Annotated in this window: 17 protein-coding genes; 7 read left to right on the top strand and 10 right to left on the bottom strand. The window is 62.3% G+C overall.

Annotation, left to right across the window (positions count from 1 at the left end; all coding sequences use genetic code 11):
* Positions 1-51: 51 nt before the first annotated feature.
* Positions 52-2,019, bottom strand: coding sequence for a methyl-accepting chemotaxis protein (locus ACF8O8_RS03760; protein ID WP_392509274.1), 1,968 nt, complete (start codon positions 2,017-2,019; stop codon positions 52-54).
* 124 nt (positions 2,020-2,143) lie between these two features.
* Positions 2,144-3,034, bottom strand: coding sequence for a neutral zinc metallopeptidase (locus ACF8O8_RS03755; protein ID WP_392509262.1), 891 nt, complete (start codon positions 3,032-3,034; stop codon positions 2,144-2,146).
* A gap of 199 nt (positions 3,035-3,233) precedes the next feature.
* Between ACF8O8_RS03755 and pcaH the strand changes: the two genes are divergently transcribed.
* The gene (gene pcaH, locus ACF8O8_RS03750) at positions 3,234-3,953 is read left to right on the top strand and encodes a protocatechuate 3,4-dioxygenase subunit beta (protein WP_009682255.1); all 720 of its coding nucleotides are present in this window, start codon (positions 3,234-3,236) and stop codon (positions 3,951-3,953) included.
* A gap of 10 nt (positions 3,954-3,963) precedes the next feature.
* The gene (gene pcaG / locus ACF8O8_RS03745) at positions 3,964-4,569 is read left to right on the top strand and encodes a protocatechuate 3,4-dioxygenase subunit alpha (protein ID WP_010955312.1); all 606 of its coding nucleotides are present in this window, start codon (positions 3,964-3,966) and stop codon (positions 4,567-4,569) included.
* Positions 4,570-4,706: 137 nt separating this feature from the next.
* Here pcaG and trmA read toward each other — a convergent pair whose 3' ends face one another.
* From trmA to ACF8O8_RS03730, 3 genes are all read right to left on the bottom strand, one after another.
* Positions 4,707-5,792, bottom strand: a complete 1,086-nt coding sequence (gene trmA, locus ACF8O8_RS03740) for a tRNA (uridine(54)-C5)-methyltransferase TrmA (RefSeq protein ID WP_004575991.1) — start codon at positions 5,790-5,792, stop codon at positions 4,707-4,709.
* On the bottom strand, positions 5,789-7,084 hold the full coding sequence (locus ACF8O8_RS03735) for an NCS2 family permease (RefSeq protein ID WP_392509261.1): 1,296 nt from the start codon (positions 7,082-7,084) through the stop codon (positions 5,789-5,791). The genes trmA and ACF8O8_RS03735 overlap by 4 nt, the downstream gene beginning before the upstream one ends.
* Positions 7,085-7,313: 229 nt before the next feature.
* Complete coding sequence (locus ACF8O8_RS03730; protein WP_010955310.1) at positions 7,314-8,534, bottom strand: MFS transporter; 1,221 nt, start codon at positions 8,532-8,534, stop codon at positions 7,314-7,316.
* Positions 8,535-8,877: 343 nt separating this feature from the next.
* Between ACF8O8_RS03730 and ACF8O8_RS03725 the strand changes: the two genes are divergently transcribed.
* From ACF8O8_RS03725 to ACF8O8_RS03715, 3 genes are read left to right on the top strand one after another with little or no spacing between them, the layout of a single operon-like run.
* Positions 8,878-10,314 (top strand): cytochrome ubiquinol oxidase subunit I, encoded by a 1,437-nt coding sequence (locus tag ACF8O8_RS03725; protein WP_010955309.1) that lies wholly within the window; start codon positions 8,878-8,880, stop codon positions 10,312-10,314.
* A gap of 3 nt (positions 10,315-10,317) precedes the next feature.
* Positions 10,318-11,325 carry a cytochrome d ubiquinol oxidase subunit II gene (gene cydB, locus ACF8O8_RS03720; protein ID WP_010955308.1) on the top strand — a complete coding sequence of 336 codons (1,008 nt, stop codon included), beginning with the start codon at positions 10,318-10,320 and terminating at the stop codon, positions 11,323-11,325.
* A 9-nt stretch (positions 11,326-11,334) separates the two neighbouring features.
* Positions 11,335-11,490, top strand: a complete 156-nt coding sequence (locus tag ACF8O8_RS03715) for a DUF2474 domain-containing protein (RefSeq protein ID WP_003251614.1) — start codon at positions 11,335-11,337, stop codon at positions 11,488-11,490.
* 105 nt (positions 11,491-11,595) lie between these two features.
* On the opposite strand, the gene ACF8O8_RS03710 is transcribed toward ACF8O8_RS03715, so the two are convergent.
* Together ACF8O8_RS03710 and ACF8O8_RS03705 are read right to left on the bottom strand one after the other, a co-directional pair.
* Entirely contained in the window at positions 11,596-12,720 is a 1,125-nt protein-coding gene (locus ACF8O8_RS03710) for a methyltransferase (RefSeq protein ID WP_010955306.1), read from the bottom strand.
* A gap of 96 nt (positions 12,721-12,816) precedes the next feature.
* Entirely contained in the window at positions 12,817-13,524 is a 708-nt protein-coding gene (locus tag ACF8O8_RS03705) for an autoinducer binding domain-containing protein (RefSeq protein WP_392509260.1), read from the bottom strand.
* A 215-nt stretch (positions 13,525-13,739) separates the two neighbouring features.
* Between ACF8O8_RS03705 and ACF8O8_RS03700 the strand changes: the two genes are divergently transcribed.
* Positions 13,740-14,516, top strand: a complete 777-nt coding sequence (locus ACF8O8_RS03700) for a ferredoxin--NADP reductase (protein WP_010955304.1) — start codon at positions 13,740-13,742, stop codon at positions 14,514-14,516.
* A gap of 123 nt (positions 14,517-14,639) precedes the next feature.
* Here the strand turns inward: ACF8O8_RS03700 and mscL are convergent, their stop codons facing one another.
* Complete coding sequence (gene mscL / locus ACF8O8_RS03695) at positions 14,640-15,059, bottom strand: large-conductance mechanosensitive channel protein MscL (RefSeq protein ID WP_020193520.1); 420 nt, start codon at positions 15,057-15,059, stop codon at positions 14,640-14,642.
* Between the two features lie 176 nt (positions 15,060-15,235).
* On the opposite strand from mscL, the gene radA reads away from it, so the two are divergent.
* Positions 15,236-16,606, top strand: coding sequence for a DNA repair protein RadA (gene radA / locus ACF8O8_RS03690; protein WP_003251626.1), 1,371 nt, complete (start codon positions 15,236-15,238; stop codon positions 16,604-16,606).
* A 35-nt stretch (positions 16,607-16,641) separates the two neighbouring features.
* Here the strand turns inward: radA and ACF8O8_RS03685 are convergent, their stop codons facing one another.
* On the bottom strand, positions 16,642-18,159 hold the full coding sequence (locus ACF8O8_RS03685; protein WP_010955302.1) for a nucleobase:cation symporter-2 family protein: 1,518 nt from the start codon (positions 18,157-18,159) through the stop codon (positions 16,642-16,644).
* A 263-nt stretch (positions 18,160-18,422) separates the two neighbouring features.
* Positions 18,423-18,785, bottom strand: a complete 363-nt coding sequence (locus ACF8O8_RS03680; protein WP_029615590.1) for a PilZ domain-containing protein — start codon at positions 18,783-18,785, stop codon at positions 18,423-18,425.
* Between the last annotated feature and the right edge of the window lie 4 nt (positions 18,786-18,789).

The raw sequence follows: 18,789 nt of genomic DNA, 5'->3' as shown, positions 1-18,789 counted from the left end.
TGGGGGCCTTGAGTCGCGAAAGGGCCGCAAAGCGGCCCCAGGTGCCAACGGTCAGACGCGGAACTGGCTGACCAGTGTCTGCAACTGCCCACCCAACCGCGCCAGCTCCACACTCGACGCTGCCGTCTCGTCACTGGCTGCTGCGGTTTGCTCTGACACATCACGCACATTCAGGATGCTTCGGCTGATCTCTTCAGCCACCGCACTCTGCTGCTCTGCCGCCGCAGCAATCTGCTGGTTCATCGACTGGATGCTCGATACCGTACTGGTAATGCTCTCCAGCGATGACCCGGCCTTTCGCGCCAGTTCGACGCTGCTGTCGGTCAGGGTACGGCTGCCCTGCATGGCATTCGCCACTTGCTGGGTACCGTGCTGCAGGCTGGCAATCAGTTCTTCGATCTCTTCGGTAGACTTCTGCGTGCGCTGGGCCAGACCGCGCACTTCGTCGGCAACCACGGCAAAGCCACGGCCTGCCTCGCCGGCACGCGCCGCCTCGATCGCTGCGTTGAGCGCCAGCAGGTTGGTCTGTTCGGCCACCGACTTGATCACGTCCATCACGCTACCAATTTTCTGGCTTTCCTGCTGCAGCAGGTTCATGGCCTCGGTGGAGCGGTGCATGTCTTCGGCCAGGCGTTCGATCTGGCCAATCGCTTCGCCCACCACGCGGTCGCCGGCACGGGCTTCGTCATCGGCTCCGGTGGCTGCATGTGAGGCCTGCTCGGCATTGCGCGCCACTTCCTGAACGGTAGCGGCCATTTCGTGCATGGCGGTGGCCACCTGGTCGGTCTCGACTTTCTGGCTGTTGGCGCCCGCGCTGGTCTGTTCGGTGACTGCCGACAGTTCTTCGGCGGCGCTGGCAATCTGGGTGACACCATCGCGGATGCCGCTGATCAGCTCGCGCAGGGTGGTGCCCATGCGCGCGATGCCTTGCTGCAGCACGCCCAGTTCGTCACGGCGGGTGACGCGCATGTGCTGGGTAAGGTCGCCACTGGCGATTTTTTCCACGGCCACCAGGGTGTCTTGCAACGGGCGCGTGATCTGGCGGGTGATCAGCACCGCCGCCAGCACGCCGACCAGCAGCGCCAGCAGTGTGGCGATGGCCTGCAGGCTGCGGGCCTGGGTGCTCTCGATGTCACGGCGCTCCAGCTGGATCTGGTACAACGCGTCGCTGCGCTTGACGATGTCGGCACCCTGCACGGTCATTTCGGCGCGCGAGGTGGTGATGTTGGCAACCGCGTCGCGGAACTGGCGTACGGCGTCACGATAGGCCAGTACCGCGTTTTCGAACTGTTGCAGGCGCGCGTCTTCGCTGGGCAGCTGGCGCTTGAGGTTGTCGGTATCGGCCAGTGCTGCATCCAGCTGGCGCAGGGCGGCCTGCTCGTTGGCGCTGCTGTTCTCGGCGATGTAGCCACGCACATCGATGCGTACCTGCAGCAATTGCTGGCGGGCCTTGCTGATCAGCTGGTACTGGGCCAGGCGCACGCTGTCAGCCTCGGGGCGAGCCATCACCTCCTGGCTGAGCGCATCCATGGCCTGGTCGGCGCGAATGGCCGAGCTGTCCATGGAAACGCGCGCTGCGCGGGTGGCGTCGTAGCCCTGGCGCATCTTGTTCAGCGACAGCTTGTAGGCACTGATGGTATCGCCCAGCTCACCCAGCAGCTTGACGTTCTCCGGGCTTTTGAAGGTGGTGGCCAGGTAGGCCTGCTGCTTGCTGAATGCGTCCAGCTTGGCCAGGGTGTTGGCGGCGGCGGTATCGTCGCCGTTGGCGATCATGTACTGCAGGCGCGCAATGCGCAGATCGGTGAGGTCTTTGTTCAGCTGACCAATATCGCCCATCCAGTTGCTACGGTCGATCAGGCTGCCCAGGCTGGTCCAGCCGGTGAGGGCCAGCAGGCCAGTGAGGACCAGCACCAGGCCGAAGCCCAGGCCGAGTTTAAGGTTGACGCTGATGTTGGCGAACCAGCTGTTCATGCACGCTCTCCAGAAGTTGATTTCGCTCTCTTGATCTTCGATCGCCAGGCGTTTTTGTTCTGGATGCCCGCTGATTCGTGCAGGGGTTATCGGCCATGATTGGGGAAGCTGAAACGCTTTTTCAGCAAAATATCAGCAAGACGGTCTCACTCGGTCCCTGTTGCACCGGGTATCAGAGGGTGCGCGCACTGAAGGTGTCGCAGCGGTTCACCTCACCTTCGGCAAACCCGGCCTTGAACCAGCGCACCCGCTGCGCCGAGGTACCGTGGGTGAACGAGTCTGGCACTACGCGCCCGCGGCTTTGCTGCTGCAGGCGGTCGTCGCCAATGGCATTGGCCGCATTCAGCGCTTCCTCGACATCGCCTGGCTCCAGCCAGTTCAGGCGTTTCTGCGCCTGGTAGGCCCATACCCCGGCCAGACAGTCGGCCTGCAACTCCTGGCGCACCAACAGGCCGTTGTCGCCCTCCATGCGCTGGCCGGCGCGTCGTGCGGCGTCGACCTTGGCCGAAACGCCCAGCAGCGTCTGCACATGGTGACCGATTTCATGGGCGATCACGTAGGCCTGGGCGAAGTCGCCCGCTGCAGCGAAGCGGGTTTCCATTTCATGGAAGAACGACATGTCCAGGTACACCCGCTGGTCCGCCGGGCAATAGAACGGCCCAACCGCGGCCGAGGCAAATCCGCAGGCCGAATTGACCTGGCCGCTGAACAGGACCAGTTTGGGGTCACGGTATTGTTTGCCGGCCTCGGCGAACAGGGCTTTCCAGGTGTCTTCGGTGTCACCCAGAACCGAGGCGACGAACTCGGCTTGCTGGTCGTTGGCCGGTGGCGCCTTGCCGCCCGCACCACTGGGCGCCGTCTGCTGTTGTTGCTGCTCCATCTGCCCGGCAAGCTGGCCAAGAATCTGCAACGGGTCCTGCCCGGTGAGCCAGCCGATGCCGACGATCAGCAGGATTGCCCCAAGCCCCAGCCCCTTGCCGCCGCCGAAACGCATGCCGCCGCCGCCACATTCGCCTCGGGCATCGACCACGTTGTCGCTGCGTCGGCCTTTTCGCCATTCCATGAATGCTCTCCGAGCGTGAAACAAGAAGACAAAGATTAGTTCACGAAGGTGGAACCTGTCAGGCCGAGGTGTTTATACATAACCATTTGGTTATGTATCAAGGGGTCGATTTCAATGTTCATCGCCCGCGACCTGCCGGAAACTGTAAGTCCGCCTGCCACACTCAGGCGTTCTCATAATTCCAAGAGAGGAAACCGGCATGCCCGCCCAGGACAACAGCCGCTTCGTGATCCGTGATCGCAACTGGCACCCTAAAGCCCTTACGCCTGACTATAAGACCTCCGTTGCCCGCTCGCCGCGCCAGGCACTGGTCAGCATTCCGCAGTCGATCAGCGAAACCACTGGTCCGGACTTTTCCCATCTGGGCTTCGGCGCCCACGACCATGACCTGCTGCTGAACTTCAATAACGGTGGCCTGCCCATTGGCGAGCGCATCATCGTCGCCGGCCGTGTCGTCGACCAGTACGGCAAGCCTGTGCCGAACACTCTGGTGGAGATGTGGCAAGCCAACGCCGGCGGCCGCTATCGCCACAAGAACGATCGCTACCTGGCGCCCCTGGACCCGAACTTCGGTGGTGTTGGGCGGTGTCTGACCGACCGTGACGGCTATTACAGCTTCCGCACCATCAAGCCGGGCCCGTACCCATGGCGCAACGGCCCGAACGACTGGCGCCCGGCGCATATCCACTTCGCCATCAGCGGCCCATCGATCGCCACCAAGCTGATCACCCAGTTGTACTTCGAAGGTGACCCGCTGATCCCGATGTGCCCGATCGTCAAGTCGATCGCCAACCCGCAAGCCGTGCAGCAGTTGATCGCCAAGCTCGACATGAGCAACGCCAACCCGATGGACTGCCTGGCCTACCGCTTCGACATCGTGCTGCGCGGCCAGCGCAAGACCCACTTCGAAAACTGCTGAGGACCCCGCCATGCCAATCGAACTGCTGCCGGAAACCCCTTCGCAGACTGCCGGCCCCTACGTGCACATCGGCCTGGCCCTGGAAGCCGCCGGCAACCCGACCCGCGACCAGGAAATCTGGAACTGCCTGGCCAAGCCAGACGCCCCGGGCGAGCACATTCTGCTGATCGGCCACGTTTACGACGGAAACGGCCACCTTGTGCGCGACTCGTTCCTGGAGGTGTGGCAGGCCGACGCCAACGGTGAGTACCAGGATGCCTACAACCTGGAAAACGCCTTCAACAGCTTTGGCCGCACGGCTACCACCTTCGATGCCGGTGAGTGGACGCTGCAAACGGTCAAGCCGGGTGTGGTGAACAACGCTGCTGGCGTGCCGATGGCGCCGCACATCAACATCAGCCTGTTTGCCCGTGGCATCAACATCCACCTGCACACGCGCCTGTATTTCGATGATGAGGCCCAGGCCAATGCCAAGTGCCCGGTGCTCAACCTGATCGAGCAGCCGCAGCGGCGTGAAACCTTGATTGCCAAGCGTTGCGAAGTGGATGGGAAGACGGCGTACCGCTTTGATATCCGCATTCAGGGGGAAGGGGAGACCGTCTTCTTCGACTTCTGAGGTGAAGCTTGGGGCCGCTCTGCGGCCCATTCGCGGGCAAGCCCGCTCCTACAACGATCTGCGTACACCGACGCCGATCAATGTCGGAGCGGGCTTGCCCGCGAATGGGCTGCAAAGCAGCCCCGGCAATACAACGATCAGCGCCGAACCAGCAGAACCCCACTCTCCATATGGTGGGTATACGGGAACTGGTCAAACAATGCACAGCGCTCGATGCGGTGGGTGTCCTGCAACTGGGCAATGTTCGCTGCCAGCGTTTCCGGGTTGCACGAGATGTACAGAATGCGCTCGAAACGCCGGGTCAGCTCGCAGGTATCCGGGTCCATCCCCGCACGCGGTGGGTCGACGAACACGGTACCGAACTGATAACTCTTCAGGTCGATGCCTTCCAGGCGACGGAACGGCCGCACCTCATTCAGTGCCTGGGTCAGCTCCTCTGCCGACAAACGTACCAGCCGCACGTTATCCACAGCGTTTTCGTCAAGGTTGCTCAGGGCGGCATTGACCGACGTCTTGCTGATTTCGGTGGCCAGCACCTGGCGTACACGCGTGGCCAGCGGCAGGGTGAAGTTGCCGTTGCCGCAATACAGCTCCAGCAGGTCATCCTCACGCTCGCCAATGGCCTCGAAGGCCCAGCTGAGCATCTTCTGGTTCACTGCGCCGTTGGGCTGGGTGAACGCACCCTCCGGCTGGCGGTAACTGAACACGCGGCCAGCCACATCAAGTTTTTCCACCGCGTAGTCGCGGCCGATAACCAAGCGCTTGCCCTTGGAGCGGCCGATGACGCTCACCCCCAGCGCTTCAGCCAGTTGCCGTGCTTCCACTTCCCAGGCCTCGTCCAGCGGGCGGTGATAGCACATCGTGATCATCGCATCGCCAGCCAGCGTGGTGAGGAACTCCACCTGGAACAGGCGGTTGCCCAGTTCTTCGCTGGCCTGCCAGGCTGCCTTCAGGCGTGGCATCAACGCGTTGATGCGTTCGCTGGCAATGGGGAAATCGTCGATCAGGATTGCCTTGTGCTTCTCGCCCGGGGCGAACATGGCGTAGTGGCGCTGGCCATCCTCGCGCCACAGGCGGAACTCGGCGCGCAGGCGGTAATGCTCGCGCGGTGAGTCGAAAACAGCCGGTTCCGGCGCGCCGAATGGCGCCAGCAGCTCGCGCAGCCGGGCCACCTTGGCGTCCAGTTGGGTGGCGTAGGAGGAGGGGTCGAAAGCAGCACTCATGCGTTGAACCAGCCTAGCTTGATGACGAACAGGATGGAAAGGATCACCAGGGCCGAGTTGAGTTCGCGGTGGCGGCCCGAGATCAACTTGACGGCGGTCCAGGCGATGAAGCCGAAGGCGATACCATTGGCGATCGAGTACGTCAGCGGCATGGCCAAGGCAGTTACCACCGCCGGTGCGGCTTCGGTGACGTCGTCCCAGTTTATTTCCGCCAGGCCCGAGGCCATCAGTACCGCGACGAACAGCAGCGCCGGAGCGGTGGCGAAGGCGGGCACGCTACCGGCCAGTGGGGCAAAGAACAGCGCCAGCAGGAACAGCACGGCAACCACGATGGCCGTCAGGCCGGTGCGGCCACCGGCGCTCACACCCGCAGCGGACTCGATATAGCTGGTGGTGGTCGAGGTGCCCAGCAGGGAGCCGGCCATGGCGGCGGTGCTGTCGGCGATCAGGGCGCGGCCCATCTTCGGCATGTGGCCGTCCTTGCCCATCAGGCCGGCGCGCTTGGCCACGGCGATCAGGGTGCCGGAGTTGTCGAACAGGTCGACGAACAGGAACGCGAAGATCACGCTGATCAGGCCCACATCGAGGGCACCGGCGATGTCCAGCTGCAGGAAGGTGGGTGCCAGTGAAGGTGGCATCGACACGATCCCGCCGAACGGCGTGACGCCCATGGCGATCGACGCGACGGTGACGGCCAGGATGCCGATCAGCACCGCGCCGCGCACTTTCAGCGACTCAAGGCCGACGATCAGGAAAAAGCCCAGTGTGGCGAGAATCACCGACGGCTGCTTGAGGTCGCCCATGCCCACCAAAGTGGCTGGGTTATCGACGACGATGCCGGCGTTATGCAGGGCGATCAATGCCAGGAACAGGCCAATGCCGGCGGCAATCGCCGAACGCAGCGGCAGCGGGATGCTGTTCACGATCCACTCGCGGATGCGGAAGATCGACAGCAGGAAGAACATCACCGCCGACAGGAACACGGCACCCAGTGCCACCTGCCAGGTGTGGCCCATGTGCAGCACCACGGTGTAGGTGAAGAACGCGTTCAGGCCCATGCCCGGTGCCAGGGCGATCGGGTAGTTGGCAATCAGGCCCATGGTGGCGGAGCCGATGGCCGCTGCCAGGCAGGTGGCGACGAAGATCGCGCCCTTGTCCATGCCGGTCTCGCCGAGGATGCTCGGGTTGACGAACAGGATGTAGGCCATGGCCAGGAAGGTGGTGACGCCCGCGAGAATCTCGGTGCGCACGTTGGTGTTGTGTGCTCTTAGTTGAAACAGCCTTTCCAGCATGCCCGCTCCCCAAGGCGCCCCCGGCGCCATGAATGTATCGACCCCAACAGCAAAGCACAGACCGTACCGGATGCCGTGGTTTTGTGTGGGGAGGAAAAAAGCCGCGCATCATACCAGCATGCATGGCGGGGGCCTATGGCCGTTGGGGAATGGGTTTTTCTGGCCCTGTGCGGGGAAGTTCCCCCGTAGGCGCGGGCTTGCCCGCGAAGCGGCGGGCACAGGTGACCCATCACCCGTTATGCAACCGGTCCCGCTTGGCCAGGGTAGGGAACAGTTTTATCCACACCCCGGTCACCACCAAAGTGCCCACCCCGCCCAGCACCACCGCCGGCACTGTACCAAACCAGTGCGCGGTCACCCCCGATTCGAACTCACCGAGCTGGTTCGAGGCACCGATGAACAGGCCGTTCACTGCGCTGACCCGCCCACGCATTTCATCCGGTGTCTCCAGCTGCACGAACGAACTGCGAATGACCATGCTGATCATGTCTGCCGCACCCAGTACCACCAGTACCGCCAGCGAGAACCAGAACGAGGTCGACAGGCCGAAGGCGATGGTCGCCACGCCGAACACGCCGACCGCAGTGAACATCGTCCGCCCGACGTTGCGCTGGAACGGGAAGCGCGCCAACCAGAGCGACATCAGCAATGCTCCCACCGCTGGCGCCGAGCGCAAGAGGCCAAGGCCCATCGGCCCGGTCAGCAGGATGTCCTTGGCAAATACCGGCAGCAACGCGGTGGCTCCGCCCAACAATACGGCGAACAGGTCCAGCGAGATGGCGCCGAGGATGTCGGGCCGGCTGCGAATGAAGCGGATGCCAGCCAGCAGCGATTCGATGCTGGCGCGCCCGCGCTGGGCGACCTGGCCGCGCGCCTGCAGGCTCAGGGTCAGCACGCAGGCAATGGCGTACAAGGCCACCGTCGGGCCGTACACCCACATGCTGCCAAAGGCATACAGGAATCCGCCCACCGCCGGCGCCACGATGGTCGCCGACTGGGTGGCCGAGGCCGACGCCGCCACTGCCCGCGGGAACAGCCCGGCCGGTACCACATTGGGCAACAGCGCCTGGGTTGCCGGCATTTCGAATGAGCGGCTGGCGCCGAGCAGGAAGGCCAGGGCAAAGATCAGTTCGCGGGTGACGTTGTCGGTGGCACTGCCCACCGCCAGCGCCAGGGCAATCAGCCCCTGGAGGCTCTGGCACAAGGCGGCGACCTTGCGCCTGTCATAGCGGTCGGCGACATGGCCGGTGTGCAGCATGAACAGCACCCGTGGGGCGAACTCGACCAGGCCGACCAGGCCCAGGTCCAGGACGTTGCCGGTCAATTGGTAGAGGTGCCAGCCGATGGCCACGGTGAGCATCTGGAAGCCGCTGGCGGTGAACACGCGGGCCAGCCAGAAGGCCAGAAAAGGACGATGGTGACGCAACAACTGCGGTGCGGAATCGGACATCGGAAACCAGGGGCCTCGGCGCAGTAGAGGGGGGCGCAGCGTATCATCTGTTTGTAACAAGCGGTTACTGTTTGCTCAGGTCGGCACTTTTCCACTGCTAATCAAAGAGGGTGAGGCAACAGGTCACGCGGCAATCCACCACACGGCCCACCGGGCCATTCGGGACTATGCTTCCTAGCATTCATTGATCTGGGTCAATCGTTCCAGATCAATGAATTGGCCGTCTGGCCGGAATCCCTGCGATCGAACAGAACAATTCCAACACGCCGTACTCGACCCAGTGGGGGCAGTGGGCGACTGGGGCCACAAGCCCGGACGCCGGATTATCTGAAGAGGAAGCACCATGTTCGGAATAGAGGCCTTAGAGCTCGCCCGAATGCAGTTTGCCTTTACCGTGTCGTTCCACATCCTGTTCCCGGCCATCACCATTGGCCTGGCCAGCTACCTGGCAGTCCTCGAAGGCCTATGGCTGCGGACCCACAACCAGGTCTACCGTGACCTCTATCACTTCTGGTCAAAGATCTTCGCCGTCAACTTCGGCATGGGCGTCGTCTCCGGCCTGGTCATGGCCTACCAGTTCGGCACCAACTGGAGCCGCTTCTCCGACTTTGCCGGTGCCGTCACCGGCCCGCTGCTCACCTACGAAGTACTGACTGCGTTCTTCCTCGAGGCCGGTTTCCTGGGCGTCATGTTGTTTGGCTGGAACCGCGTCGGCCGTGGTCTGCACTTCTTCTCCACGGTGATGGTAGCGCTCGGTACGCTGGTCTCTACCTTCTGGATTCTCGCCTCCAACAGCTGGATGCAAACCCCGCAAGGTCACGAGATCATCGATGGTCGGGTGGTGCCGGTGGACTGGTTTGCGGTGGTGTTCAACCCCTCCTTCCCCTACCGCCTGATGCACATGGCTACTGCCGCGTTCGTGTCCACCGCGTTCTTCGTCGGTGCCTCGGCGGCCTGGCACCTGCTGCGCGGGCGTGACAACCCGGCTGTACGCAAGATGCTGTCGATGGCCATGTGGATGGCATTGATCGTCGCCCCGATTCAGGCAGTGATCGGCGATTTCCACGGCCTCAATACCCTCAAGCACCAGCCGGTGAAAATTGCTGCGATCGAAGGCCACTGGGAGAACGTGCCCGGTGAGCCGACTCCACTGATCCTGTTCGGCATTCCCGACATGGAGGCCGAGACTACCCGGTTCAAGATCGAGATTCCGGCCCTCGGCAGCCTGATCCTGACTCACAGCCTGGACAAGCAGGTGCCGGCGATGAAGGAGTTTCCGCCCGAGGACCGGCCTAATTCGACCATTGTGTTCTGGTCGTTCCGGATCATGGTCGGGCTTGGTTTCCTGATGATCTTCGTTGGCCTGTGGAGCCTGTGGTTGCGCAAACGCGGCACGCTGTACAGTTCACGCCCGTTCCTGCATGTGGCCCTGTGGATGGGCCCATCCGGGCTGGTCGCACTGCTGGCCGGCTGGTTCACCACCGAAATTGGCCGCCAGCCCTGGGTGGTGTACGGCCTGATGCGCACGGCGGACGGTGTTTCCAACCACAGCTACGCTCAGCTCGGCTTCACCCTTGTGGCGTTCGTGGTGGTGTACTTCGCCCTGTTTGGCACCGGCCTTGGCTACATGATGCGCCTGGTGCGCAAAGGGCCGCAAACCGGTGAGGGTGACGAGCACACACCGGGAGGCCCAGGCCAGAAACGCACGCCGGCACGGCCTTTGTCCGCCGCCGATGATGGCCGCGAGGCCACCTCTGCCAGCCTGAACGAGGGGAACTGAACCATGGGTATCGACCTTCCACTGATCTGGGCCGTGATCATCATCTTCGGCGTCATGATGTACGTGGTGATGGACGGATTCGACCTGGGGATCGGCATGCTCTTCCCCTTCGTCAAGGGCGAGCAGGACCGTGATGTCATGATGAACACTGTCGCGCCGGTATGGGACGGCAACGAAACCTGGTTGGTCCTGGGCGGTGCCGGACTGTTCGGGGCCTTCCCGATGGCGTATGCCGTGGTCCTCGAGGCCCTGTACCTGCCCCTGATCCTGATGCTGATCGGCCTGATTTTCCGAGGCGTGGCCTTCGAGTTCCGCTTCAAGGCCAAGGCCGACAAACGACACATCTGGGACAAGGCTTTTATCTGGGGTTCGCTGATCGCCACCTTCTTCCAGGGCGTGGCGCTGGGCGCGTTCCTGGAGGGGTTCAAGGTGGTCGACCGGCATTTTGCCGGTGGCACCCTGGACTGGCTGACCCCATTCAGCCTGTTCTGCGGGCTGGGGTTGATCGTGGCCTACACCTTGCTGGGTTGCACCTGGCTGATCATGAAGACCGAAGGGCCGCTGCAGCAGAAGATGCACGATATGGCCCGGCCGCTGGCGCTGGTGCTGCTGGTGGTGATCGGTATCGTCAGCCTGTGGACGCCCATCGCCTACCCGCAGATTGCCGACCGCTGGTTCAGCATGCCCAACCTGATCTGGTTCATGCCGGTACCGCTGCTGGTGCTGGTGACCTTCTACGGGTTGCTCAAAGCGGTGGCACGCAACGCGCACTACACGCCGTTCCTGCTCACCCTGGTACTGATCTTCCTGGGCTACAGCGGCTTGGGAATCAGCCTGTGGCCTAACATCATCCCGCCGTCGATTTCGATCTGGGATGCCGCAGCGCCACCGCAAAGCCAGGGCTTCATGCTGGTGGGTACCCTGTTCATCCTGCCGTTTATCCTCATGTATACCTTCTGGAGCTACTACGTGTTCCGCGGCAAGGTGACCCACGAAGACGGCTATCACTAGGAGGGCTGCATGATGGCTGGCAAGCATGGTTTGGAAGACAAGAAACCGCTGTGGCAGCGACTGGGTTGGCTGTTGCTGATCTGGGCGATGAGCGTCGCAGCGCTGGGTGTGGCGGCCTGGGTGATGCGGCTGTTCATGGGGGCGGCGGGCCTGACCACACACTGATAAAGAGCGGCAGCGGGCTTGCCCACGAAGCAGGCAACGCGCTAGATGGCACCGGCGTTGCCGGTGTTCGCGGGCAAGCCCGCTCCTACGGGGGCGGTGGCGCGCCTACTTGCGGGCTTTCAGAATGACGAACTTGGGCGTTGCCGCCACCTGCTCCACCCCCCGGAACAACCGCGCCAGCTTGCTGTGATAGCCCAGATGCCGGTTACCTACGATGTACAGCGCCCCACCTACCACCAGCGCTTCACGCGCCTGCTGGAACATGCGCCAGGCGAGGAAATCGCCTACTACCTGCTGTTGGTGGAACGGCGGGTTGCACAGCACCACGTCCAGCGACTGTTTCTCCAGCCCGGCCAGGCCATCGGCCGCGAGGAAGGTCGCCGGGCGCTCGCCCAACGCTGCCAGCCAGTTCTCCTGCGCCGATTGCACTGCCATGTACGACTCGTCGACCAGGGTGTACTCGGCCTCCGGGTTGGCCAGGGCGCTGGCGATCGCGAGCACGCCGTTGCCGCAGCCCAGGTCTGCCACCCGCGCACGGCCGAGGTTGCGTGGTAGATGCGGGAGGAACGCCCGCGTCCCGATATCCAGGCCTTCACGGCAGAACACGTTGGCGTGGTTGACCAAGTCAAGTGCCGGCGCGTCGAGGCGGTAGCAGCTGGGGTAGGGGGACTTGGCGAGCGGCCGCTCGGCAACCGTTGCTGTCAGCAAACGGGCCTTTTTCAGTGCCAGCGAAGCCTGTACGGGGCCGATGTACTTCTCCATCAGGTCGCCGGCCGCCCGTGGCAGGTGCTTGATCATTGCCCCAGCAATCACCTGCGCACCGGGTGCCAGCTGGCCTTGCAGGCGGATCAGTTGTTCTTCCAGCAGGGCCAGGGTCTTGGGTACACGCACCAGCACCCGGTCGAACGGGCCTTGCCAGTGTTCGCTGGCCGGTACGAACGGCACACTGTCGAACGGCAGGCCATTGCGCGCCAGGTTCTTTTCCAGGGCCAGGTGCCCCAGGTGCGAGTCACCGCTGCTGACCACCTGCAGCTGGCCCGCAAGGCTTGCGGCCAGGGCACCGAAGCTGTCATTGAGCACCAGTACCCGGCAATTGGCGTCGGGTGCCTGATCGTGTAGCTGCGCAAGCAGGTACTCGTCGGCGGCATCGAAGGCCTGCAACGGGTCGTTGGCCTGCTCCGGCTGGCGGATCAGGTCGAGTTCGGCGTAGGGGGTGGTCAACAGGGGCATGGCGTCTGGCTCGGGTACGAAACTGCCCGTTGCGGTTCGCGCCGGGCTTTGCCGGGCGATTCTACAGGGCTTTGCCCGAGGTCGCAGGTTCGAAGATCAGATCCAGCCACGCAAGGCGGCAATGGCAATGGCTCCGGCCTTGTTGGCTGCGTTGGTCTTGGTGATCACGCTGCGGATATGGAAATTGACCGTGCTTTGCGACAGCGAGAGGATGGAGGCAACATCGGCAGCGGTCTTGCCGGCGGCAGACCATTTCAGCACTTCCAGTTCGCGCTCGCTCATTTTCGGTTGGGGTGGGCATAGCGCGTTCAGATGGTGCTCGCCCAGTACCGCGTGAAGTGTGTGGCACAGCCACTGCACGCTCCCAGCTTTGTCGTACAGTTCGACCTCATCGATGGGGCCATTTGGCCGAGCGACACTGATCTGGCTTTCGTTGTGCTGCTGATCGTGAAGCGACTGTGTCCAGCCGTGCCGCAAGCCATGCAGGCAGGCCATTTCGCGAAATTGCGGGGCTTCCTTGTAAAGTTCATCGGTCCACAGCACCGGCATCGTCGAGCTGTGGCTCAGGTTCGCCGCCGGGTCCTGCTTGTAGAAGTCGTCGCGCTGGTAGCGCTCGATCCACTCACTTGGGTAGTTGCTGTAGAGGTACAGCCTTGGCGTTTGTGTAGCGATCTGAATGCGGATGTTCAGCCCAAGGTAATCCATGTCCAGGTCCTGAGCCAGATGGACTGCGATGTCGAATAGCTTCTGCGGGCTGCGCTCGCTGACGAACGCACGAAGATACTCGGGTTTCCAGTGAAGCATTTGAAACACTCCTTGGGGCGCGCAGGATCCAATCCGTTTGAGTACCCGGATGATTGTAGGAAAAGACCTACCATCCTGTTGGGATTTTTTTGTTATAGCGAACAGGATTTTCTGCGAGTTCGGCGCGTTCACCCTGGATGAGGCCCTACAAAGCGGTGGTTTTTATCCTGGCCACTTTAGGCGACACTGTGCACACGCCAACCCTGGAGCCCGATATGACCGCTAGCGCCGAAAAGTTCACTCGCCAGACACTGCTCGATGTTCAGCCACTGACGCCGAACCTCTTCAGCCTGCGGGTTACGCGCGATGCGGGGTTCCGTTTCCGTTCCGGCCAATTTGCCCGGCTAGGTGTGACCAAGGCCGATGGTAGTGTGGTGTGGCGCGCCTATTCCATGGTCAGCGCCCCTCATGACGAGCACCTGGATTTCTTTTCCATCGTGGTGCCAGGTGGTGAATTCACCAGTGAGCTGAGCCGTTTGGGGGCAGGCGATACGTTGCTGATCGACCGCCAGGCGTTTGGTTTTCTCACCCTCGACCGCTTCGTCGGAGGTCGTGACCTGTGGCTGCTGGCTACCGGTACCGGCATTGCGCCCTTTATGTCGATCCTGCAGGACTTCGAGGCCTGGGAGCGCTTCGACAGCATCAAGCTGGTGTATTCAGTGCGCGAAGCGAAGGAGCTGGCTTATGTGGATGAAATTGCTGGGCTGGAACAGCGCGAGTACCTGGCCGAGTACGCGGGCAAGTTGCAGTTCATTCCCGTGGTGACCCGTGAACAACACCCTGGGGCGTTGAATCAGCGCATTACCACGTTGATCGAGAATGGCGAGCTGGAGAAGGCGGCAGGGCTTGAGCTGTCGCCGGAGCATTCGCGGGTGATGCTGTGCGGTAACCCGGAAATGATCGACGAAACCCGCAAGGTCCTCAAGGCGCGAGACCTGCAATTGAGCCTGAGCAAGCGGCCCGGGCAGGTGGCTGTCGAGAACTACTGGTAAGACCATTGCGGCCGTTGTGGGGCCTGTAGGCGCGGTTCACCCGCGAACACCGGCGAAGCCGGTGCCATCCACCGCACTGGACTCTTCGCCAGCAGGCCCGCCCCTACAGCGCCCCCGGCAATTTCAAGGCAAGCGGTTCTGGTTCTGCGTCTTGAGCAAATCGCGAATCTCGGTCAGCAGCGTCTCTTCAGCCGAAGGCACAGGCGGTGTAGTCGGTGCCACGGCTTCTTCACGCTTGAGCTTGTTGATCGCCTTCACGCCCATGAAGATGGCAAAGGCCACGATCAGGAAGTCGATCACGGTCTGGATGAACTTGCCATACGCCAGCATCACCGCTGGCACGTCACCTTCGGCAGCCTTCAGGGTAATGGCCAGGTCGCTGAAGTCCACGCCACCGATCAGCAGGCCCAGTGGCGGCATGATCACGTCGCCGACGAAGGACGAGACGATCTTGCCGAAGGCCGCGCCGATGATGATACCGACCGCCATGTCGACGACATTGCCTTTGACTGCGAAAGCCTTGAACTCGTTGAGCATGCCCATGTTTGGTTCCTTGTAACAAAAGGTAAGGTTAAGGCAGTGTAAGCCACTTAAACGCTTCATGCGTTGTGTTCAGGGCTACTGACTGCAGTTAGAACGAATAGTTTTGTCGCATCCCGAGGCGTTCGAGACACGTCCTGCTCAGCTATCATGGCGAATTTTTCCAGGAGACCTCACCCATGGCCAAGGCCAAGCGCTTGTATGGCTGCACCGAATGCGGCGCGACCTTCCCCAAATGGGCCGGCCAGTGCGGCGAATGCGGGGCCTGGAACACCCTGGTCGAAACCATGATCGAAAGCGGCGGCGCTGCTGCACCCAGCAGCGGTCGCGCTGGCTGGACAGGGCAGCAGGCGCAGATCAAGACCCTGGCCGAAGTCAGTGTCGAGGAAATCCCGCGTTTCACGACCAGCAGCACCGAACTGGACCGCGTGCTGGGTGGCGGCCTGGTGGATGGCTCGGTGGTGCTGATTGGCGGTGACCCCGGCATCGGCAAGTCGACCATTTTGCTACAGACCTTGTGCAACATTGCCGTGGGCATGCCGGCCCTGTATGTCACGGGGGAGGAGTCGCAGCAGCAGGTGGCCATGCGCTCGCGGCGGCTGGGCCTACCCCAGGACCAACTCAAGGTGATGACCGAAACCTGCATCGAGACGATCATTGCCACGGCGCGGGTCGAGAAGCCGCGGGTAATGGTGATCGACTCGATCCAGACCATTTTCACCGAGCAGTTGCAATCGGCCCCGGGCGGCGTGGCCCAGGTGCGCGAAAGCACAGCGTTGCTGGTGCGCTATGCCAAGCAAAGCGGTACGGCAATCTTCCTGGTCGGCCACGTGACCAAGGAGGGCTCGCTGGCTGGCCCAAGGGTGCTGGAGCACATGGTCGACACGGTGCTGTATTTCGAAGGTGAGTCCGATGGCCGCCTGCGCTTGCTGCGGGCGGTCAAGAATCGTTTTGGCGCGGTCAATGAGCTGGGCGTGTTCGGCATGACCGATCGTGGCCTCAAGGAGGTATCCAACCCGTCGGCGATCTTCCTCAACCGTACCCAGGAAGAGGTGCCGGGTAGCGTGGTGATGGCAACCTGGGAGGGTACCCGGCCAATGCTGGTCGAGGTGCAGGCGCTGGTCGACGATAGCCATCTGGCCAACCCGCGGCGGGTAACCTTGGGCCTGGACCAGAACCGTCTGGCCATGTTGTTGGCGGTGCTCCACCGCCATGGCGGTATCCCGACCCATGACCAGGATGTGTTTCTCAACGTGGTCGGCGGGGTGAAGGTGCTGGAAACGGCTTCGGACCTGGCCCTGCTGGCGGCGGTGATGTCGAGCTTGCGCAACCGGCCACTGGCCCATGGTTTGCTGGTGTTTGGCGAGATCGGATTGTCGGGCGAGGTACGCCCGGTACCCAGTGGCCAGGAGCGCTTGAAGGAAGCGGCCAAGCACGGCTTCAAGCGTGCCATCGTGCCCAAGGGCAATGCGCCGAAAGAAGCGCCTGCGGGGTTGCAGGTGATTGCCGTTACCCGGCTGGAACAGGCGCTGGATGCATTGTTCGAATAGCGTGCAGGAGCGAGCAAGCTCGCTCCTGCAACCCGTCAGTGCTCGGCAACGGCCGTGCGCCTGACCGTTTCATTGCCGTGCTCGTCCAGTTCCAGCATCGGCACTTCGTTACCCTCGGCATCGAACAGCTTGCCATCCTTGAAGTAGTCCCCATCACGCAGCGCGGAAATGTCCGAATACTGGATGGTGCGCTCGTAGGCTGCAGCGAACACTGACTGGTTTTCCGAGTTGCCGGTGGTGAAATGGTTGAAGATCAGGTTCAGCAGGATGGCCATGATCGCCGCCGAGCTGATGCCGGAGTGGAAGATGGTCTCGAACCAGTTCGGGAAGTGGTGGTAGAAGGTCGGTGCGGCAATCGGGATCATGCCGAAGCCCAGCGAGGCCGCGACGATGATCAGGTTGACGTTGTTCTTGTAGCTGACCTTGGACAGGGTGCGGATACCGCTGGCCGCCACGGTGCCGAACAGCACGATACCGGCGCCGCCCAGTACCGGGGTAGGCACGGCGGCAATCACCCGGCCCATGACTGGCAGCAAGCCGAGTACCACCAGAATCACGCCGCCGGTAGCCACCACGTAGCGGCTCTTGACCCCGGTCACGGCCACCAGGCCGACGTTCTGGGCGAACGCGCTCTGGGTGAACGAACCGAAAATCGGCGCCAGGATGCTCGATGCCATGTCGGCGCGCAGGCCGTTGCCCAGGCGCTTGGAGTCCACCTTGGTGTCGATGATCTCACCCACGGCGAGGATATCGGCCGACGTTTCCACCAGGGTGACCATGATCACGATACACATCGACAGGATCGCGGCGATGTGGAACTCCGGCATGCCAAAGTGGAAAGGCGTAGGGAAGGCGAACATCGGGCCTTCGCCGACCTTGCTGAAATCGGTCATGCCCAATGCCCAGGCGATCAGCGTGCCGACCACCATGGCCAGCAGGATCGACAGGCGTGAGATGGTGGCGCTGCCAAGCTTGCTCAGCAGCAGCACGATGGCGAAGGTCAGCGCGGCCAGGCCGATGTTGGCCATGCTGCCGAACTCCGGCGAGGCGCTATTGCCACCCATTACCCAACGTGCGGCAACCGGCATCAGGGTCAGGCCGATGGTGGTGATGACGATGCCGGTCACCAGCGGCGGGAAGAACTTGGTGATGCGCGAGAACACCGGCGTGATCAGAAAGCCGATCAGCGACGCAGCCATGACCGCGCCAAGCACCCCTGGCAGGCCACCGCCCCCCTCGCTGCTCAGGATCGCACCCATGGTCGCCACACCGGCGAACGACACGCCTTGCACCAGTGGCAACTGGCAACCGAAGAACGGCAGGCCAAGGGTCTGCAGCAGGGTGGCAAGGCCACCGGCGAACAGCGAGGCGGCGATCAGCATGCCGATTTCGGCACCATTCAGGCCCGCGGCCTGCCCCAGGATCAGGGGTACTGCGACGATCCCACCATACATGGTCAGCACATGCTGCAGACCATAGGCCAGGTTGGCACCAAGGCCGAGGTTTTCATCCTCGGGTCGCTTGGCGGGAGACGTGCTAGGGGACGTAGTCATGGAGCAGGCTCTCTGTTTATTGTTGTGCCGCTACTGTAGACACTTCCTACAAATGATTGCCACAAGAATTGTATACAATATTTTGATCGGAGCGCGAACAGGTCTGGCTGCAGGGTGTGCTAAAACCCAATGCAGAAGGCGTACCAACTTGGCAGAAGCTGTATTAGAAGGGTGTGTACAAAGCATCGCTACCCAGGCTTAAAGCTGTCTGGGTAGACAAGAAACACCAGGTGGGAGGGCTATTAGCTAGCTAAGAGATTTCATTATTCGATGAGTTCGCGCAGCTCACGCATCATTTCGGTGCTGTCAGCCACGTTCAATTCCACAAGACGGTGCAAATGGGTCATCGAATCGACGTCGATGTACAGGCAGATGAAGCCCAGGCGGTCCGGTTCTTCGTGGCGCAGTTCGACCTGCATCTGCACACGGACCTCGTTGTCCAGGTCGATGATGGCGTCGAAATCCTGAGTCAGGTCGGCATCCCAGTCTGCCGGGCGTTCGATCAGCAAGCCTTTGAGTGAAAGGTCCAGCAGTTTTGCAGGCCAGCGTTTCAGCCCCTGGCGCAGCTCGGTGGGGGCATCGAAGTCGATGCGTTGAAAGCGGCGGCGTTCGTCATGATCGCTCATGGCA

The organism is Pseudomonas sp. TYF_14 (assembly GCF_043105275.1).
GTDB classification, from domain to species: domain Bacteria; phylum Pseudomonadota; class Gammaproteobacteria; order Pseudomonadales; family Pseudomonadaceae; genus Aquipseudomonas; species Aquipseudomonas alloputida.
The sequence above is the reverse complement of the archived record's forward strand: the minus strand, read 5'-3'. Positions and strand labels throughout refer to the sequence as shown.

Bases quoted from the DNA above. Each gene is read 5' to 3' on its own strand.
- ACF8O8_RS03685 (WP_010955302.1), bottom strand. From the start codon at position 18,159: ATGACTACGTCCCCTAGCACGTCTCCCGCCAAGCGACCCGAGGATGAA.
- mscL (WP_020193520.1), bottom strand. From the start codon at position 15,059: ATGGGCATGCTCAACGAGTTCAAGGCTTTCGCAGTCAAAGGCAATGTC.
- ACF8O8_RS03715 (WP_003251614.1), top strand. From the start codon at position 11,335: ATGATGGCTGGCAAGCATGGTTTGGAAGACAAGAAACCGCTGTGGCAG.
- pcaG (WP_010955312.1), top strand. From the start codon at position 3,964: ATGCCAATCGAACTGCTGCCGGAAACCCCTTCGCAGACTGCCGGCCCC.
- ACF8O8_RS03705 (WP_392509260.1), bottom strand. From the start codon at position 13,524: ATGCTTCACTGGAAACCCGAGTATCTTCGTGCGTTCGTCAGCGAGCGC.
- trmA (WP_004575991.1), bottom strand. From the start codon at position 5,792: ATGAGTGCTGCTTTCGACCCCTCCTCCTACGCCACCCAACTGGACGCC.
- ACF8O8_RS03700 (WP_010955304.1), top strand. From the start codon at position 13,740: ATGACCGCTAGCGCCGAAAAGTTCACTCGCCAGACACTGCTCGATGTT.
- ACF8O8_RS03730 (WP_010955310.1), bottom strand. From the start codon at position 8,534: ATGTCCGATTCCGCACCGCAGTTGTTGCGTCACCATCGTCCTTTTCTG.
- ACF8O8_RS03755 (WP_392509262.1), bottom strand. From the start codon at position 3,034: ATGGAATGGCGAAAAGGCCGACGCAGCGACAACGTGGTCGATGCCCGA.
- ACF8O8_RS03725 (WP_010955309.1), top strand. From the start codon at position 8,878: ATGTTCGGAATAGAGGCCTTAGAGCTCGCCCGAATGCAGTTTGCCTTT.
- ACF8O8_RS03680 (WP_029615590.1), bottom strand. From the start codon at position 18,785: ATGAGCGATCATGACGAACGCCGCCGCTTTCAACGCATCGACTTCGAT.
- cydB (WP_010955308.1), top strand. From the start codon at position 10,318: ATGGGTATCGACCTTCCACTGATCTGGGCCGTGATCATCATCTTCGGC.
- pcaH (WP_009682255.1), top strand. From the start codon at position 3,234: ATGCCCGCCCAGGACAACAGCCGCTTCGTGATCCGTGATCGCAACTGG.
- ACF8O8_RS03710 (WP_010955306.1), bottom strand. From the start codon at position 12,720: ATGCCCCTGTTGACCACCCCCTACGCCGAACTCGACCTGATCCGCCAG.
- radA (WP_003251626.1), top strand. From the start codon at position 15,236: ATGGCCAAGGCCAAGCGCTTGTATGGCTGCACCGAATGCGGCGCGACC.
- ACF8O8_RS03735 (WP_392509261.1), bottom strand. From the start codon at position 7,084: ATGCTGGAAAGGCTGTTTCAACTAAGAGCACACAACACCAACGTGCGC.